Source organism: Mucilaginibacter sp. (assembly GCF_041660805.1).
Taxonomy (GTDB): domain Bacteria; phylum Bacteroidota; class Bacteroidia; order Sphingobacteriales; family Sphingobacteriaceae; genus Mucilaginibacter.
On sequence record NZ_JBAZVP010000014.1, the window covers coordinates 101,724 to 117,381 of the forward strand.

The following is a 15,658-nucleotide window of genomic DNA, read 5'->3' on the forward strand; positions in this document are numbered from 1 at the left end:
ACTCACTCAATCAACCCAATCAACAATTCTCTGCCCTAATATAGTTTCTCCAACTTTACTTTATCGCCGTTTTTCTGATAGCCTTCGTAAGCTTTTTTAATGTGATTGATCAAATCATAATCACTCCAGCCTTTAATATCAGCATATAGAGGGCGGTAATACTCCATAAATTTGGTGGCGGTACTATCAGGGGCTCCTGTAACACGTATTACCAGGGTTTTGGTATACTTACTATCTACAGTAGTTTCTTCATTTTCGCGTTTGGCAAATTCTGCAAATCTGCGCGCCCGGCCAGGTGTTTTCCCAAATAATTCATATATACCCGTTATTGGCGATGATAAAAACGACAGCACTGGAGGCTTGCCATTATAAAATGTACCCTGGCTGCGGTATGATCCCATAATATCATTTAACTCCTGCTTTTTGGTTTGGCCGCGTACTACAACCTGGTCCAGCTGAATTTCGGGTTGCAGATAAACCACCATGTCGTAACCGTTAAAACTTTGCTTTTGCGGGGTAAACCCCGTTTTATTAAATAGCAATGTATCCCCCCTTTGCGCTTTGGTTGAAAAGTTACCACGATCGTCACTCATCATTATCAAATGGCTACTAAGATTGGTGATCAACACATTGGCCAACCTGTCTGACGAGATTTTTTTGTAAACGGTTCCTTTAATATCGCCGGCCTGCTGCCCATAAGCAACAGACAAAAAACAAAGGGCAAATAGTATAACAGCAACGGAACGCTTCAAAGAGTGGTTATTTAGTTTACAAATTTATATAATGTATACGGCTAAAAGTGTGAAAAATTGTTAAAGTTGAGAAATCGGATATGCAGATGTGCAGATTGCAAATGTGCAGATGATCGGAAAGAAGCGCTTCATTAACAACCCTTTCTCACATCTCAAATCTCATTTCTCAAATCTTTATTTATCTTTGCACATGATTAAATCCATGACAGGGTATGGAATTGCCAGCTTTGACTCAGGCAGAATAAAGTACACCGTTGAAATAAAATCCCTGAACAGTAAATTTCTAGAACTTTCTTTACGCTTGCCAAAAATATTTGCTGAGAAGGAATTTCAGCTGCGGAATGATTGCAGTAAGCAAATAGATCGTGGTAAGGTAAATTTATCTATTAATGTTGAGCAGGCAAGCACTAATGTTAAAGCAGCCGGTATTGACCGCGAACTGCTTAAACATTATTACAATCAGCTAAAATCAGTAAGCGAAGAGCTTAACGAGCCAACTGATAACCTGCTACAGCTGGCTTTGGGCTTACCCGAAGTAGTGAAGTACGAAGAAGATACCGTATCTGATGATGAATGGAAGCTGGTTGAAAAAACTTTTCAGCAGGCTATGGCTGCTTTCCAGCAGTTTAGGAGCGATGAAGGCAACGTATTAGAGCAGGATATTAAATACCGTATAGGCGTAATTCTTAAAAACCTTGAACTGGTTATGATAGAAGAACCTAAGCGCATACCGGTTATCCGTGAGCGTTTAAACCAGTTTTTAAGCGAAGCAACCGGTGCCGAAAATATTGACAAGAACCGTTTTGAGCAGGAGCTGATCTATTATATTGATAAGCTTGATATTACGGAAGAAAAAATAAGGCTTAAGGCCCATTGCGACTACTTTATTGAAACCTTAAAGAACGCTGATGCCAATGGTAAAAAACTAGGCTTTATTTCGCAGGAAATTGGCCGGGAAATTAACACCCTGGGGTCAAAAGCCAATGATGCCAACATGCAAAAGCTGGTGGTAGGAATGAAAGAAGAACTCGAAAAAATAAAAGAACAACTGTTAAACGTACTATAAAAAGTTAAAAATGTTGTAAAGGTTGTAGTGGTTTTAAAGTATCACTGCAACCTTTTAACACTTACAACCTTTACAACTTTTACAATAAAAATGAAAGAAGGTAAACTCATCATATTTTCGGCCCCATCGGGCGCAGGTAAAACTACTATTGTACATCACCTGCTTGGCAAGATCCCCGATCTTGAGTTTTCCATCTCGGCCACTACAAGGCCTGCGCGCGGCGATGAAGAGCATGAAAAAGATTACTACTTTATTAGTAAGGAAGAGTTTTTACACCGGATAGCCAAAAAGCAGTTTGTTGAGTTTGAAGAAGTTTACTCGGGTACCTTTTACGGTACCCTGCGTACCGAAATTGAGCGGATATGGCAAAAAGGCAAAACAGTTATTTTTGATATTGATGTTGAGGGCGGTATGCACCTTAAGCGTAAGTATGACGGGCAGGCACTTGCCATATTTGTACAGCCCCCTTCGTTAGATGTTTTAAAAGAACGTTTAAGCGGCCGCGGCACCGATAGCCCTGAAAAATTGCTGGAACGCTTTGCAAAAGCAGAAAAAGAATTAAACTACGCTCCCCAATTTGATATTATCCTGAAAAATTACGATCTTGAAACGGCTTGTAAGGAAGCAGAAAAATTGGTGGAAGATTTTTTGGTTAGTTAGCAGTTGCTAAATTAATGGCTCATAGGTTATTAATATAACCTTGCCTTTCAAAGTAAGCCAGCGTATAATATACATAGTAAACACTCTGTTTGCTATGATCAATAAACTATTAACCATGAACAAGAATGAAGATAGGCTTACTATTCGGTTCATTTAATCCCATACACATAGGGCATTTAATTATAGCCAATTACATGGCTAACCACACCACTTTAGATAAGGTTTGGCTGGTGGTATCGCCTCAAAATCCATTAAAAAAATACGGCGACCTGATTAATACCTACGACAGGCTGGAGATGGCTAAACTGGCTACTGATAATGCTGTAAATATTGCCATAAGCGATGTAGAGTTAAAGCTGCCACAGCCTTCTTATACCATTGATACCCTCACATTTTTAAAGGAGAAGTACCCGGAGCATGAATTTGCATTGATCATGGGATCAGATAACCTGGTGACCCTGCACAAATGGAAAAATTACCGTTTAATACTGCGCGACTATCAAATATTTGTTTATCCCCGCCCGGGCTATGAAAATGCCGAATTTGCATCGCACCCATCGGTAACCATCACCATGACGCCGTTGATGGAATTATCCGCAACCTTTATCCGTAAATCAATAGCCGAGAAAAAGAACGTACAATATTTTGTGCCCGATCCGGTTTTGAAGTTTATAGAGAGTAAGGGTTTGTACAGGTAGTTAATTCAAATTCTTGGGTACCATCTTATCTCTTGATTCTTACATCTTGATTCTAATCTTACTATCTTTGCTTCCGTGAGCGAGAAAACCATCCTTAAACTACAGTTACCTACCGACCCGCTTTGGGTTAAAAATGTTGTGGAAAGTAACATAGAAGAACTGTTAACTGACCATGCATACTGCGAACAAAAGGCCGCCACAAATGGCATTACACTTATTGTGCAAAACCCAAACCTGAGCGATCTGGTACAGGAAATGATAGCTTTGGTGCAGGAAGAGATGGATCATTTTAAGCGTGTGCATGAATTAATTATTCAGCGTGGTTTTGTATTAGGCAAAGAGCGTAAGGATAACTATGTGAATGAGTTGCGTAAGTTTATTATCATAGGCGGTGGCCGCGAAGCTCAATTAATTGACAGGCTGCTGTTCTCGGCCATGATAGAAGCCCGCAGCTGCGAACGTTTTAAGGTACTGTCAGAAAACATTAACGATGCCGAACTATCAGCCTTTTACCATGAATTAATGGTTAGTGAGGCCACACATTATGCTATGTTTATTCGCCTGGCCAAAAAATACGCGGTTGAAATTGATGTAGACAAACGCTGGAAAGAGTTTCTGACCTATGAGGCCCAGGTGATACAAAACTACGGGAAAGGCGAAACCATACACGGGTAGTTCATCTATACAAAGCACCCGGTCACCGATACATTGGTTATATTACGGCTAAATAGTACTTACTTTGAGAATGTTACGCTTAAAAACCTTTTCGGTTATTATTATACATATAGCCGGCTGGCTATTGTTTATGGCTTTCCCGCTGCTGTTCTTAAACGGTAGAAATACTATTAGCATTTTCACATTATTGGAATCGCCGTATTACTGGTTGTTCTGTATCACTTATATTGCACTTTTCTATCTTAACGCTTACGTTCTGTTTCCGAAGCTTTTCCTTCAAAAAAAATATCTCAACTATGCCATTGTTTGTTTTTGCTTGTTAACAGGCATTTACTTTTTGCAGCCATTTGACAGGCTCTTACACAACAATGTAGTAAAGCGGAATAACATGGCCATGCAGCAACCGGGCGGGCCGCCATTTGGTAATCCGCCAAATGATAGCTTTGGCCCGGGCGGGCCGCCCCCGTCCAATAATGGGAGGCAAGGTACGCCTGGTGATAGTTTAACAACCGGGAAGCAATTTTCACGGGGTAAAGGCCAGTTTTCGCAATTTGGCAGACCGGGTTGGGGCAGGGGGCGACATGTGGATACCACCAGTTTGTTCCTGTTTGTAATGATAATGGCTTTAAGCACAGCTATAAAAACTGTACAACAATGGCAGGCAACCGAGCAGCGTGTTATCAGCGCCGAAGCAGAGAAAGCAAGCGCCGAGCTATCATTTTTAAAGGCGCAGATCAATCCTCACTTTTTATTTAATACGCTGAATAATATTTACACGCTGGCAGTTACCAATAACCCTAACACTGCCGAAAGTATTATGAAGCTATCAAACATTATGCGCTATGTTACAGATGATGTTACCGAAGATTTTGTAACCCTGCAAAGTGAAGTTGCTTGTATTGAAGATTATATTGATTTGCAGCGATTGCGGTTAGGCGGCAAAACCAAAGTTAATTTTAACATTACCGGTACTATCGCGCAGCAAAAAATAGCGCCTTTATTGCTCATGACCTTTGTTGAAAACGTGTTTAAGTATGGTGTAAGCAAGCAGTACGAAAGTGCCATCAATATCAATCTTGATATTGTAGATGGTGCCGTTACCTTTATGTGTGTTAACCCCATATTTGAGCATAAAGAAAATATAGAACGCACAGGAATTGGTATTGCCAATACCAAGAAGCGTTTGGAGCATTTATACCCCGGCAGGCATATATTAAAAATTACCGATGACAACAATATGTTTGTGGTTGTGTTAACCTTACATTGCTGATAACCTATGCAGTTAAAATGTGTTGCCATTGATGATGAGCCGCTCGCGCTTGAATTGATTAAAAATTACGTTACGCGGTTTCCGGCCTTGCAAATGTTGCAAACTTTTGAAGACGCCATATCCGGTGCCGAATACCTGCGCCAAAATACTGTAGACCTGCTATTTGTTGATATTAACATGCCTGATATTACCGGCATTGACCTGGTGCGTTCGCTAACTTTAAAGCCAATGGTAATATTTACCACGGCTTACAAAAACTTTGCTTTTGAGGGCTTTGAACTGGAAGCTATTGATTATCTGCTCAAACCTATCGACGTAAAACGCTTTGGCAAAGCTGTTGAAAAAGCGGTAGACTATTATAAATATAAAAATGCACCTGCCAATGAAGGTCAGGATGAAAGCCTGTATGTATACTCAGAATACCGTATGGTTAAGATCAGCCTGAAGGAGATTGAATATATTGAGAGCATGGAAGATTATATTAAGATCCACCTGCAAAATGCCAAAACTGTATTAACCCTTATGCCGATGAAAAAGGTACTGGAAAAGCTTCCCGAAGAAAAGTTTCAGCGCATACACCGCAGCTATATTGTACCTGTAAACAAAATCAACTCGATACAAAACCGTAAGGTTAAACTCGATAGTATTGAATTGCCAATTAGCGATAGTTATGTTGATTTTGCCCGGCGATGGATGAAATTAAGATGAAAATACTCGGATAGTCGATACATATTCTCCATTTACCGATACACCGTTCCACACACTGTACACCCATAGTACATTTATATCAGTTAATAATAACCCCTACTGATTTTTGTAATATGGAACGGAATGAATTTTTAAAAACATTTGCAATAGCAGCGGCAACAGGCCCTATGCTTATACAGGCATGCAAAAAAGAAAGTGCATCATCAGGTATAACAGACACTGGTACCACAACATCTACAGATGCAAGCACGGCAAGCAGCGCCTGCCGTGTAACACCTACTGAGGTAGAAGGCCCTTACCCTTATCCCGGAGGAGAAATAAAAAACCCGCTTAACCGAACTGATATTACCAGTGGCCAAACAGGTGTACCGTTAACATTGAACCTGCTTGTAGTAAACACAAATGATAACTGCAACGTGGTTGCCAATGCACGAGTTGATCTTTGGCACTGTAATAAAGATGGGTATTACTCCGGTTATTCTGGCCAGCCCGGCATACTGGGTACCAAAAGCTATGTTGGTGAAACATGGTTACGCGGCTACCAGGCAACTGATGCTAAGGGAGCGGTTGCTTTCACAACCATTTACCCGGGTTGGTATGGCGGCAGGGCTACACACATTCACTTTGAAATTTTTGTAAATGATGTTTTAAAAAAGCAGGCCCAGCTTACTTTCTCTGAAACCATATCTGATGCGGTGCATAAAAGCACGCTGTATACCGCGGGTATAAACCCCGTGCGTAATGCATCTGATAGTATTTTTGGTAACTCGGCCACTGACCTGGCAAATGAGACATTATCATTGGTTGGCAGCATTGCCGCAGGTTACACAGGTACTTACACTTTTGGTATAGCATTATAGTTTTAGTATTAACCATTAATAATAAATATCATGGCAAAGGCAATTGTTAAACTCGCTTACAAACAAGTTATTGATGCATCATCAACCGGTAATTTCGAAAAGAGTGTATTGTTTGCATCCTATCAGGAATTTTTGCTCAAATCACAAGCCTATAATCCGGGTAACAGATTGAAAACATTTTCTGAGATGAAGAATAACGATGGCCGGGCAAACTCACTTCATTACAAGTTGAGTTTCTCTGTTGGTTATTGTATAGAAATGCTAAAGAATACCATCCCGGGGATAACAGACAATTTGGGCAATAATATTTTATTTGAAGTGCCCAGGTTTGAGCTGATAGCATCAGACATTACAACTATTGATGCTCATAAGGTGGCCATTATTTACACCACCGGCGACCTTACCCTATTAAACACTTTTGGCGAATACATGGTACTTGCCCTCCCGGATAGTAAAGAGACATTTACGGTGAAAATGCAGGACAACTTATCTGTCATTAGCTACAAGGAAGTTGATGTGCGGACAAACGTAAATAGCAATGCTGTTTTAGCTAATTATTAATATATCCGGCAGGAGGCATAGGGCAAATGCCCGGTGATCTGCAGCCCGGAGAAAGGTTGGGTGTCTTTTCCATTAACGGAAAGCAGGGGATAAACCCCATCGGGGTTAAAGCTTTGTAGAAAAATAATCAAATCGCAATACCGTGCCATCGGTACGGAACTACGCCAGGGTGCATACCGATGACACGCTAAAATGTTTAATTATGATTCGCTACAAAGCTTTAGCACCTAACGGCGCTATTTATAAAATATATCCTCTTAACTTAATAACATTAGGGTCATTGCCGAATGCAAGGTATGTTATGAGACAATATTTATGCGATAAAGCCAACTACATTTCGCAGGTAATTATTCATCGGTTCAATATCAACAATATCATTCATGTAGCCAATGTGCATATCCGGGCGAATGATCAGTGCTTTGCGTGTACCCGCATTTATTTCAAAAGTGTTAAACACATTTTGATTGTTAACTGATGGCGGCAGGTGAAAAAAATTAAGGCTGCTTGCATAATTTTGGGTGATCCACTTTGCGAGGGTGAACAGGTAAACCTCACTTATTTCGCCCAGGGTAATAAGCGTGAATCCCGGTTTACTGCACCATGCATGGATATCTGTATTGCTTTGCTTTTTTTCGTCAAAAATTGGCAGATAAGGTAAACGGTCGCCGGCCTTTATTGAGGTAACACTTCCCAGCTGCAAATTAATTTTGCTATCGCGATAATTGATGCTGGTTTGTGATATGCGCTTAAAAAAAGTTTCTCTTAAATTTTTATTGCTCCAGAATAACTTTAATGCTTTAGGCATTATATAACGCTTTATTAAGCCACTGAACCAACTGCGCGATGTAATGATATTAAAGATACGATCAGTAGTGTTAAGCAGCTCCCTGGCTACCGGTATACGTTCAACAGCATAGCTGGTTAGTATATTCTCTTTGATCTGTCCGTTTATTACCGCGGCCATTTTCCAGGCCAGATTGTAAGCATCCTGCAGACCGGTGTTCATGCCCTGCCCGCCAGCCGGCGAGTGGATGTGCGCGGCATCGCCAACCAAAAAACACCGCTGATCGCTGAATTTATCAGCCATGCGATGGTGCAGTTTATAAATAGTGAACCAGTTTACCTGCTCAACTTTAATATCTGTTGCGGTAGTTGTATTCAGATAAGGCATTACATCATCCATGCTCAAATCCTGCTTATCCTCCAGCTCATCCGGTAAGCTGGCCACAATCCGGAACAACCTTTCTTCGGGCAGTGGGAAAAAGCCTGCAAAGTCTTTTTTGGAAAGGAACAGGTTTACAATATCGCCATCAAAATCATTTCCCAGTTTTATATCGGCCAGGTAAAATTTATGCTGATAGGTATCACCAGAAAAATGGATGCCCAATTGCTTGCGGACAACACTATGAGCGCCATCAGCACCAACTACATAACTGCAATTAAGGTTAGCAGTTGTTTCGCCATTTTGCAGGGTAACGGTTACGCTATCTTTATTTTGTTTTAAGGTAGTTAAAGAGGTTTCCCAGTAAACCGGGCAGCAAGCTTGTGTAAGGTATTCAAGCAGTATCCGCTCATTTTTGCTTTGCTCGTATAAGTGTATAAATGGAAATAAGGTTTGTGTATTGCCCAGGTCTTGCACAAGCAGCGTAGCCACCTGTTTGCCATCTTCATTCAAAGTAACACCCCCGGCTTGCTTACCCCCGCTAATGACCTTATCAATAACCCCTAATTGGCGGTAAATTTCAAGTGAGCGGGCTTGTACAGCCAATGCTTTTGATTGATTGGTTGGGCCGAGCCTGGTGTCTATTATTACCGGTTGTACACCATTGCGTAGTAATTGGGCGGCCATCATTAATCCGGATGGGCCGGCACCAACTATCAGTACAGTGGTATGTTGCGGCAGGCTAATCATTTATCAGGCATGAAACAATAAAAATATTGCAGGCCGTTTACGCAGATCAGGCAATGCTTTCTGCCAATCGGCAATAGACATGGTTTTAATAAATTCGGTAGGCGCAGTAATATCGCAGGCTATGCACAGGCGGGTATTTGGCTTACAGCTTTTTAATACATCCTGCAGCATGCTATCATTCCTAAAAGGGGTTTCAATAAACATTTGCGTTTGCTTGTTTTTTTCGGCCAGGCCTTCCAATTCTTTAATGCGTTTGCTGCGTTCAATTTTATCAATTGGCAAATAGCCATGAAACGTAAAGCTTTGCCCGTTAAAGCCAGATGCCATTAACGCTAATAAAATAGAGCTCGGCCCAACCAGCGGTACAACCTTTATGCCTTTACGATGCGCTTCGGCTACTATATCAGCACCAGGATCGGCAATACCGGGGCAACCGGCTTCACTCATCAGGCCTACATCGTTACCGGTTATAAGGCCTTTAAAGAACTCTTTAAGACCCGCATCGCGGTTATGTTTGCCATAATCGTGTATGACCAGTTCGCTTTGCGGTGTTTTTAAACCAGCCTCTTTTAAAAAGCGGCGCGCTGTTTTTTCATTCTCTACAATATATTCTTTGATACTGTTTATAGTGTCAACCAAATACGGTGTAAAGGACTTTGCAGCTGCCTCGTCAGCAAGTGGTACAGGTATTAAAAAAAGCGTTCCGTTAGCCATAATTTTGTTTAGTGAGCAGCTATGCCTGCGTTAAGAATTAAACCCTGCCCGGGTATCCATTTGTCGTATTCCATGGTTTGAGCAACGCCTTTAGCAAATGAATTTCCTTTTAGTTTAGCTACCAAATGCAGGGCGCCATCAATACCTGCAGAGATGCCGGCTGTAGTTATTACATTACCATTATCAACAAAGCGGGTGTTTGCCAAAACTTTTGTTTTTGGAAAATGCATCCTCATTGATTCTATCTGGGTGTGATATGTGGTAGCGGTTAATCCATCCAATACACCGGCCCTTCCTAAAATAAAAGAGCCTGTACAAACCGATAGATAAGATTTTGTTTGTGCTTTACGCGATTTTATCCATCCAATTACATCCGGGTCGCTTTCTGTAGGCGCAGTGTTACCTCCAAATACCACCATAATATCTGCTGCGGGTGCATCCTGTATACTGTAATCAGGATTAATAGATAGTACGCCTTGTGATTTAATTTTGTCTTTAGTTTTCGATACAGTGAAAACTTTAAAGCCGGCAATTGTAAATACTTCCATCGGCCCGGCAAAATCTAACAGCTCAATGCCATCCTGCAGGTAAAAACAAATAGTCACCGGCTTTTGATCTTGCTGTTTTTTAAAATCATTTAGCGATACTTTAACCAGCGCCATATTGCAATGAGTACAAATGCCCGCTTTATCATATTTTATATTGTCACATGTGCCAGAACCGCAGGGGGCACAAACATAAACTGAATCATTTGCGGCGTCCGCCTGGGCAAACAAAGTGCCTATAGTAAAAATGGTGAACAGTATTACTAAACATACTTTTTTCATGGTGACGGAAGTTTATTTAGTATAAATGTATACAAGTTATTTCAGCTTTGCCAACGCCTGGCGGATGCGGGGTATCATTTGCTGGATATCCTCAAGCGTGCTTGCCCCAACTGATGCCCTGAACCAGGTTATCTCTTCGCCGGTACCAAAAGCAGAGAAAGGCACAAACGCCACCCCGGCTTCTTTTATCAGATAAAAGTTTACATCGGCGCTGTTGTTCAACACTTGGCCATCAGGCGTGATTTTGCCGGTATAATCAACATTAATGGTTAAGTAAATAGCGCCCATTGGCTCAATGGAATCAACACTAAAACCTTCGGCCTTTAATTGCTGAAAGCCCTGGTGCAAAGTATTCAGACTGGCTTGTATGCCAGATTTTAGTTTATCAAGATACTGATCAACAAAAGTGTTGTTCTTTAAATAACCGGCCATAGCAACCTGCTCTGCTTTAGGCGACCAGGCACCCATGTGGCCAACAATGGCCTTCATGTTATCAATGATGAACGCCGGGCCAAAGCCCCAGCCTACACGCACGCCGGTAGCGGCAAAACATTTCGATCCGCCGTCAATAAACACAGTGTAATCCTTTAGTTCCGGGCGCAGGGTTACCGGATCATAATGTTTGTGTTCACCAAAAGTTAGTTGTGAATAGATCTGATCGTATAATAAATACAGTGGTTTTTCACCCGCGTTACGGGTTTTGTTTTCGGCAATTACCAGGTCGCATATTTCTTCCAGGTCTTTTTTATCAAACATGGTACCCGTTGGGTTCAACGGCGAGCATAATGCCAGCATGGTAGCGCCTTTTAAATGCGGGCGGATCTCGTCTGCCGTGGGCATAAAGTTATTTCCGGCATGGGTTTCTACCAAAATGGCATCGGCACCTGTAAGGTCGCAATAATGATTATTGTTCCATGATGGAATTGGGAAAACCACTTTATCACCCGGATCAACCAGCGCGAGAAAGGCAGAGTAGATCAACGGTCTTGAACCGCCTGATATAAGGATTTGGTTTGGGCCATACTCCAATCCCATACGGCTGCTAAGGAAATCTGATACGCTTTCGCGCAGGCTCAGCATACCATCGGCAGGGGGGTAGTTGGTTTGGTTTTTATTATAGGCGTCAATAATACCGTCCTTTAGTTCTGATGGGATGGGGTAAATATCGGCGTCGAAATCACCAATAGTTAAGTTGGCAATGTTTTGCCCTTGTTTTTTTAATTCGTTTATTTCGCCGGCTATCTTAATAATTTCAGAGCCGCTTAAATTTTGCGCTAATACCGATACTTTCATTGCAGCAAATATAAGCTTAATGCTGAAAGGTTAAAGCAGAAAGCATTTCATAAAAAAAGCGAAGAGCAATATCATATGGACATTGCTCTTCGCTTTACGTTTTGGACAAAGCTTTATATTTACAAATATGCTTTTCTCAGCCTGATGATCCTGGCCCAGTGCATGAGTTTCATGATTGGGTAAACCGGATCTATCTCGAACCATTTGGCACCAAAATTGGCGTTGTTTGGGCGTTTGTGGTGATTATTCTGGAACAATTCGCCCAGCATGAAAAAGTCAAACGGAGTTGTATTTTTTGATTTGTCGTTGTTGTCAAAATTAGCGTAACCATATTTATGGCCGCACCAGTTTACAATAGCGCCATGCAACGGGCCCATCATAAAATGTATTGGAATTAACAGGTACATCCACCATTGTGTAGCAAAAAATATATAAAAGGCGATATACATAGCGCCAAATATTAGGCGAGATAGTATAGAAGAACCTATATAATCTAAAAACTTCCATTCCGGGTAGTTTCCTTTAAAGCGTTCTTCGGGTTCTTTTAACCGCTTGATATGGTCACGATAACTTAATACAGTGTGCCACATCATCTGGAAAACATCTGTAAAAAAATGCGGTGAATGCGGGTCCTTCTCGGTATCACTGTAAGCGTGATGCTCGCGGTGCATAATTGCATAAGCGCGAGGGTTTAAAAATGACGAACCCTGAAAAACATAGGTCATTATGTAAAACGCACGTTCAAAAAATTTATTAGTAGTAAACATTTTATGAGAAGCGTACCGGTGGAGAAAAAATGTCTGGAAAAATAAGGATAAGAACCAATGAGCTAAAAAGAAAATTAATATAATCACAAAGTTTGATTTAATATGGGAATGCTATTTATAATGATTACAAATATACGATTTAAACTTTACCATGGATTTAAAATTGATGTTAACAAATTCACCATATTTATAAAAAGCCGCTTAGCATTTGCTAAACGGCCTTTCTCTAATTATATTCTTTATTAAAATTACACCTGGCTGTCTCTTAAAGCCTTGATCCTGTCGTGGCCTTCGTTAATAACTTGTTGCTGTTGTGCAATTAGCTGGGTGTTTTGTGTTGATAAGCCATTATCTTCTGTTAAAGCATCGCGGTACGCTTTTTTAATGGCATCCTCACCACGCTCACATTCTTCTAAGATACTTTTACGATCATGGCCACTAAATGTAGCTCTAACATCTAACCATGCACGATGTATGGTGCCCGATGCGGAATTACCTGTTTCAACTTCGCCACCTGCCTGCCTGACTACTGCACTTAATTCTTGCACGTTGCGGCGGCTATCATCTGCAAATTTGCTAAACAATGCTTTAAGATCGCTATCGCCTTCACCTAACTCTTTTGATGCGCGGTCAAAGCCATCTATACGGTCATTGTTAATTTCAATTAGATCATTTAAAACTTCAATTGCTTTTTCTGTAGTTTCCATAATGGTAGTATTATAATTTGTTTAGTACTACTTATGCAAAACCTCTGCCATTTTTAATTTTAAATTAAATAAATTATAAAAATAATCTTATTGGACTATGGTACAGTTAAATACAGCTTTAAAAAATAAACACCTGCGCTTGTAAAAGGCAGGTGTTTAAGTGTATCCTTAATTTATAGTGTCTATTTTAGAGTTAATATACGCCTGTTGCAGATAGCCTTTTACCCCCTCGGCTATCTGCATGGCGTACTTAAACTATTAATAATATATCCTTTACGGCTACTTTAGCGATTGTGCTACACAATTATTAAATTTATTTTATAAAATGTGTAAATAAGGCTATGACCATGCTATGCATAAGCAAAAAAACGTTGAGAATTTAAAGTACTATGGAAGAAGAAAGCAGGAAAGAATATTGGGAGCAGGTATATCAGACGAAATCGCCGGAGCAGGTGAGCTGGACTCAACCCGTACCTCAAACCTCCCTTGACTTTATAAACGAATTGAACTTACGTAAAGATGCCAGGATCATAGATATTGGCGGTGGTGACAGCAAGCTGGTGGACTACTTACTACAAGACGGCTTTACTGATGTTACTGTGCTTGATATCTCGGAATCGGCTTTGGAAAAAGCTAAAGTCAGACTCGGTGATCAAAGTGCGAAAGTCAAATGGATCGTTTCGGACATTACCGAATTTCAACCAACCAGCCATTATGATCTTTGGCATGACCGTGCCACGTTTCATTTCCTAACTACTCCTCAACAAATTGCGGCCTATCTCAACATTGCCAAAAATGTAGTAAATGATTTTATGGTGATAGGCACCTTTTCTGAAAGCGGGCCTGAAAAGTGTAGTGGTTTGCACATCAAACAATATACTGAAACGCAATTGCAAGAACAGCTAAATCCTGCATTTAAAAAAATCAGGTGTATCAACGAAGACCATACCACACCTCTCCAAACCAAGCAAAATTTCCTTTTTTGCAGCTTTAAAAGACAGCCCCATCTGACATAGTCTCATTTAATTGGAAAAACAGTCTCATTAAACGGTTCTTAAGTACGGGTGGAACACCATAGCCGATAAAAACCTGAATAACGTGTCGCAAATTGGCTGTAAATTGTCGCATACTGCCCTGTTCAAAACCTGTTTTTACTTGCATCTTTGTTAAAGCAAATTAATAAAAACAACAATCAATAGACGGTGGAGCAGCTACCACATACAAAAACGGGCGAACCGAAAAGCCAAACGAGTAGGAATACAAAAAAATAATTTTATGTCAGACAACAAAGTTTCATTGCACAGAATTATTAAGGCTTCACCTAAAAAGGTATATCGTGCCTTCACCGAAATCGGGGCGATCGCTTCATGGTTGCCGCCTTATGGTTTTCTTTGTACTGTACACGACATGAACGTTCAGGTAGGTGGTACTTTTAAAATGTCGTTTCACAATTTTACAACCGGTAACAGCCATACATTTGGAGGGGAATATTTAGAGGTTAAACCAGATGAGTTTCTGAAATACACAGACAAATTTGATGACCCAAACCTGCCTGGTGTAATGACTACTTCTGTTTGGCTTCAAAAAACATCCGTAGGTACGGAACTGAAAATATTGCAGGAAGGAATACCTTCTGCGATACCAGTTGAAATGTGTTATCTGGGTTGGCAGGAATCGATTGAAAAACTCATTAAGCTGGTAGAACCTGAAATACCGGATGCTTGATTTCATTACCCCTAAAAAGCACTTGATCTGAGTTTTTGAATCATCACCAAAAGGGATAAAGAACCATTAAAAAGGGAAAATCCGTAATGAAAAAAGGCCGTCCCCCACAAGGGGCGGCCTTTCATTATAAAATTGTGAAAAATATTAATTACGCTTTTTCTGTTTTTGCAGATTGATTGATAGTGCCTACCGCAACCTGGGTAAGCAACTCGTCGGTTTGTTTTTCTTCCTGCAGGGTTGCGTCAAGCAACTCAACAGCATCGTCATAGCCCAATACACCAGCTAAAGTTTTAAGTGTGCCATATGAAGCAATTTCATAATGCTCAACCTTTTGGCAGGCTGATATGATGCCGGCATCACGGGTGATGCTACCGTCTTCGGTGCTTTCAACTATTTCTTCCGATTCTTTAATCAGGCCGGCCATAGCTTCACATTTTTTGGCAACAGCTTTTTTATTTATCGA

Annotated in this window: 18 protein-coding genes; 10 read left to right on the plus strand and 8 right to left on the minus strand. The window is 40.8% G+C overall.

Going from position 1 to position 15,658, the window contains the following annotated elements; translation table 11 throughout:
• Nucleotides 1-35: 35 nt before the first annotated feature.
• On the minus strand, nt 36-752 hold the full coding sequence (locus WC743_RS17425) for a hypothetical protein (protein WP_373013935.1): 717 nt from the start codon (nt 750-752) through the stop codon (nt 36-38).
• A gap of 190 nt (nt 753-942) precedes the next feature.
• Here WC743_RS17425 and WC743_RS17430 point away from each other — a divergent pair, with 190 nt between their 5' ends.
• From WC743_RS17430 to WC743_RS17465, 8 genes are all read left to right on the plus strand, one after another.
• Entirely contained in the window at nt 943-1,818 is an 876-nt protein-coding gene (locus WC743_RS17430; protein WP_373013937.1) for a YicC/YloC family endoribonuclease, read from the plus strand.
• A gap of 90 nt (nt 1,819-1,908) precedes the next feature.
• Nucleotides 1,909-2,478, plus strand: a complete 570-nt coding sequence (gmk, locus tag WC743_RS17435) for a guanylate kinase (RefSeq protein ID WP_373013939.1) — start codon at nt 1,909-1,911, stop codon at nt 2,476-2,478.
• A 125-nt stretch (nt 2,479-2,603) separates the two neighbouring features.
• A complete protein-coding gene (gene nadD, locus WC743_RS17440) occupies nt 2,604-3,176 on the plus strand; it encodes a nicotinate (nicotinamide) nucleotide adenylyltransferase (RefSeq protein ID WP_373013941.1) in 573 nt (190 codons plus the stop codon).
• Nucleotides 3,177-3,251: 75 nt separating this feature from the next.
• Nucleotides 3,252-3,851 carry a tRNA-(ms[2]io[6]A)-hydroxylase gene (locus WC743_RS17445; protein ID WP_373013943.1) on the plus strand — a complete coding sequence of 200 codons (600 nt, stop codon included), beginning with the start codon at nt 3,252-3,254 and terminating at the stop codon, nt 3,849-3,851.
• Between the two features lie 70 nt (nt 3,852-3,921).
• Nucleotides 3,922-5,121, plus strand: a complete 1,200-nt coding sequence (locus tag WC743_RS17450; protein ID WP_373013945.1) for a sensor histidine kinase — start codon at nt 3,922-3,924, stop codon at nt 5,119-5,121.
• 6 nt (nt 5,122-5,127) lie between these two features.
• Entirely contained in the window at nt 5,128-5,829 is a 702-nt protein-coding gene (locus tag WC743_RS17455) for a LytR/AlgR family response regulator transcription factor (RefSeq protein WP_373013947.1), read from the plus strand.
• 113 nt (nt 5,830-5,942) lie between these two features.
• Complete coding sequence (locus WC743_RS17460) at nt 5,943-6,689, plus strand: hypothetical protein (protein ID WP_373013948.1); 747 nt, start codon at nt 5,943-5,945, stop codon at nt 6,687-6,689.
• A gap of 30 nt (nt 6,690-6,719) precedes the next feature.
• The gene (locus tag WC743_RS17465) at nt 6,720-7,250 is read left to right on the plus strand and encodes a hypothetical protein (protein ID WP_373013949.1); all 531 of its coding nucleotides are present in this window, start codon (nt 6,720-6,722) and stop codon (nt 7,248-7,250) included.
• A 313-nt stretch (nt 7,251-7,563) separates the two neighbouring features.
• On the opposite strand, the gene WC743_RS17470 is transcribed toward WC743_RS17465, so the two are convergent.
• The 6 genes from WC743_RS17470 to WC743_RS17495 all read right to left on the minus strand — a co-directional run bounded on the left by WC743_RS17470 (nt 7,564) and on the right by WC743_RS17495 (nt 13,470).
• Nucleotides 7,564-9,162: an FAD-dependent monooxygenase gene (locus tag WC743_RS17470; RefSeq protein ID WP_373013950.1), complete on the minus strand. Its 1,599-nt coding sequence runs from the start codon at nt 9,160-9,162 to the stop codon at nt 7,564-7,566.
• Between the two features lie 3 nt (nt 9,163-9,165).
• Nucleotides 9,166-9,876 carry an SAM-dependent methyltransferase gene (locus WC743_RS17475; RefSeq protein ID WP_373013951.1) on the minus strand — a complete coding sequence of 237 codons (711 nt, stop codon included), beginning with the start codon at nt 9,874-9,876 and terminating at the stop codon, nt 9,166-9,168.
• Between the two features lie 8 nt (nt 9,877-9,884).
• Complete coding sequence (locus tag WC743_RS17480) at nt 9,885-10,703, minus strand: DJ-1/PfpI family protein (protein ID WP_373013953.1); 819 nt, start codon at nt 10,701-10,703, stop codon at nt 9,885-9,887.
• 36 nt (nt 10,704-10,739) lie between these two features.
• The gene (locus WC743_RS17485; RefSeq protein WP_373013955.1) at nt 10,740-11,996 is read right to left on the minus strand and encodes a pyridoxal phosphate-dependent aminotransferase; all 1,257 of its coding nucleotides are present in this window, start codon (nt 11,994-11,996) and stop codon (nt 10,740-10,742) included.
• Nucleotides 11,997-12,115: 119 nt separating this feature from the next.
• Entirely contained in the window at nt 12,116-12,850 is a 735-nt protein-coding gene (locus tag WC743_RS17490; protein ID WP_373013957.1) for an acyl-CoA desaturase, read from the minus strand.
• Between the two features lie 161 nt (nt 12,851-13,011).
• Nucleotides 13,012-13,470 carry a PA2169 family four-helix-bundle protein gene (locus WC743_RS17495; protein ID WP_373013959.1) on the minus strand — a complete coding sequence of 153 codons (459 nt, stop codon included), beginning with the start codon at nt 13,468-13,470 and terminating at the stop codon, nt 13,012-13,014.
• Nucleotides 13,471-13,859: 389 nt separating this feature from the next.
• Here WC743_RS17495 and WC743_RS17500 point away from each other — a divergent pair, with 389 nt between their 5' ends.
• A complete protein-coding gene (locus tag WC743_RS17500; RefSeq protein ID WP_373013961.1) occupies nt 13,860-14,486 on the plus strand; it encodes a trans-aconitate 2-methyltransferase in 627 nt (208 codons plus the stop codon).
• A 259-nt stretch (nt 14,487-14,745) separates the two neighbouring features.
• The gene (locus WC743_RS17505; protein ID WP_373013963.1) at nt 14,746-15,195 is read left to right on the plus strand and encodes an SRPBCC family protein; all 450 of its coding nucleotides are present in this window, start codon (nt 14,746-14,748) and stop codon (nt 15,193-15,195) included.
• 148 nt (nt 15,196-15,343) lie between these two features.
• Here the strand turns inward: WC743_RS17505 and WC743_RS17510 are convergent.
• On the minus strand, nt 15,344-15,658 hold a 315-nt coding region (locus WC743_RS17510), incomplete at its 5' end, for a ferritin-like domain-containing protein (protein ID WP_373013965.1).

Excerpts from the sequence above, each read along its gene's own strand:
- WC743_RS17430 (WP_373013937.1), top strand. The coding sequence starts at position 943 with ATGATTAAATCCATGACAGGGTATGGAATTGCCAGCTTTGACTCAGGC.
- gmk (WP_373013939.1), top strand. The coding sequence starts at position 1,909 with ATGAAAGAAGGTAAACTCATCATATTTTCGGCCCCATCGGGCGCAGGT.
- nadD (WP_373013941.1), top strand. The coding sequence starts at position 2,604 with ATGAAGATAGGCTTACTATTCGGTTCATTTAATCCCATACACATAGGG.
- WC743_RS17450 (WP_373013945.1), top strand. The coding sequence starts at position 3,922 with ATGTTACGCTTAAAAACCTTTTCGGTTATTATTATACATATAGCCGGC.
- WC743_RS17455 (WP_373013947.1), top strand. The coding sequence starts at position 5,128 with ATGCAGTTAAAATGTGTTGCCATTGATGATGAGCCGCTCGCGCTTGAA.
- WC743_RS17460 (WP_373013948.1), top strand. The coding sequence starts at position 5,943 with ATGGAACGGAATGAATTTTTAAAAACATTTGCAATAGCAGCGGCAACA.
- WC743_RS17465 (WP_373013949.1), top strand. The coding sequence starts at position 6,720 with ATGGCAAAGGCAATTGTTAAACTCGCTTACAAACAAGTTATTGATGCA.
- WC743_RS17470 (WP_373013950.1), bottom strand. The coding sequence starts at position 9,162 with ATGATTAGCCTGCCGCAACATACCACTGTACTGATAGTTGGTGCCGGC.
- WC743_RS17475 (WP_373013951.1), bottom strand. The coding sequence starts at position 9,876 with ATGGCTAACGGAACGCTTTTTTTAATACCTGTACCACTTGCTGACGAG.
- WC743_RS17480 (WP_373013953.1), bottom strand. The coding sequence starts at position 10,703 with ATGAAAAAAGTATGTTTAGTAATACTGTTCACCATTTTTACTATAGGC.
- WC743_RS17485 (WP_373013955.1), bottom strand. The coding sequence starts at position 11,996 with ATGAAAGTATCGGTATTAGCGCAAAATTTAAGCGGCTCTGAAATTATT.
- WC743_RS17495 (WP_373013959.1), bottom strand. The coding sequence starts at position 13,470 with ATGGAAACTACAGAAAAAGCAATTGAAGTTTTAAATGATCTAATTGAA.
- WC743_RS17500 (WP_373013961.1), top strand. The coding sequence starts at position 13,860 with ATGGAAGAAGAAAGCAGGAAAGAATATTGGGAGCAGGTATATCAGACG.
- WC743_RS17505 (WP_373013963.1), top strand. The coding sequence starts at position 14,746 with ATGTCAGACAACAAAGTTTCATTGCACAGAATTATTAAGGCTTCACCT.